At 29.2% G+C, this 1,108-nt stretch carries 1 protein-coding gene; it reads left to right on the forward strand.

Annotated elements, in window-relative coordinates:
• The first annotated feature begins 70 nt into the window (after window positions 1-70).
• Window positions 71-982 (forward strand): hypothetical protein, encoded by a 912-nt coding sequence (locus tag PGOND44_RS15780; RefSeq protein WP_003446973.1) that lies wholly within the window; start codon window positions 71-73, stop codon window positions 980-982.
• Window positions 983-1,108: the final 126 nt, after the last annotated feature.

The following is a 1,108-nucleotide window of genomic DNA, read 5'->3' on the forward strand; positions in this document are numbered from 1 at the left end:
TCGGTTTTTATTTGCTAAATTCCGTGCTTAATCACGCAACTAATCATACACAAAACCGTTGCCATTAATTATGAAAAAAACATTCGTCTTCCTTTTTATACTTCTGATTTCAATCAAATCTTTTGCTTGCAGCTGCGAATGTGATGGAGATTGTTCATTCAGCCAAATTTCAAAAGGTTCTGAATTTGTAGCTTTAGTAAAAGTAATTGAATATTCGGATTTTCTTGACAAAGAGATTTACGATTATGAAGGAAAAATGCCTTTTTCAATGACAGTAGAAGTTATTGTTAAATATATTGGTTCAGAAAAACGAAAAACGATAAAAATTTGGGGAGATAACGGAATGTTATGCCGACCATATATTGCGAACTTTAAAATCGGAAATTATTATTTAATTGCACCTTCGAAAATAACCGAAACTTCGGATATTGGAGTAAAAGGCAATTATGACTTTTTCAGTTGCTTTACCGACTATTTAGCTGTAGACTTTGAAAAACAAATAGCTTACGGAGAATACTCAAAAAAGGAAAATCAAATAGCTCTAAAAGATTTTGTAAAAGAAATTAAAAGTTTAAAATTTAAAAAAACAGAATGGTTTACAAATAATGAAAACATAAACTTTTTCAAAGCCGATTCAATTACTATTTACAAAATTCTGAATAGAAAAGAAGATTTTGTAAAATTGAGCAAAAACCGAATAAAAATCGAACAAAACGAGAATAAAGATTATACGAATTTGGAGTTTAAAAGAAATGGAAAGCTTAAAATTACGGACACAAATATTGAAAATTGGACAGAAACAGTACATTTAGGAAAATGGAAATGGCAATTTGACAATGACAAAGGCATATTGAGTTTTTATTTAGATAAAAAGTTATATTCTTCATTTATGGTGGTTTCTCACGAAAGAGATTCTATGATTTGGAATACAGATGACATAGTGCAATTTTATGTTCTGAAATTGAAAAGAGTGCAAAAATAACTAATGGCAACACCGTTTATAATTAATGGCTGGTTCTCGCCTACTTACAAAAATCATCGCGGATTTTTTATTCGTTTTTTATTTGCTAAATTAGTTGCTTAAACACGCCACTAATCATACACAAAT

The sequence above is a fragment of the Psychroflexus gondwanensis ACAM 44 genome (genome assembly GCF_000355905.1).
GTDB classification, from domain to species: Bacteria; Bacteroidota; Bacteroidia; order Flavobacteriales; family Flavobacteriaceae; genus Psychroflexus; species Psychroflexus gondwanensis.

Excerpts from the sequence above, each read along its gene's own strand:
- PGOND44_RS15780 (WP_003446973.1), top strand. The coding sequence starts at position 71 with ATGAAAAAAACATTCGTCTTCCTTTTTATACTTCTGATTTCAATCAAA.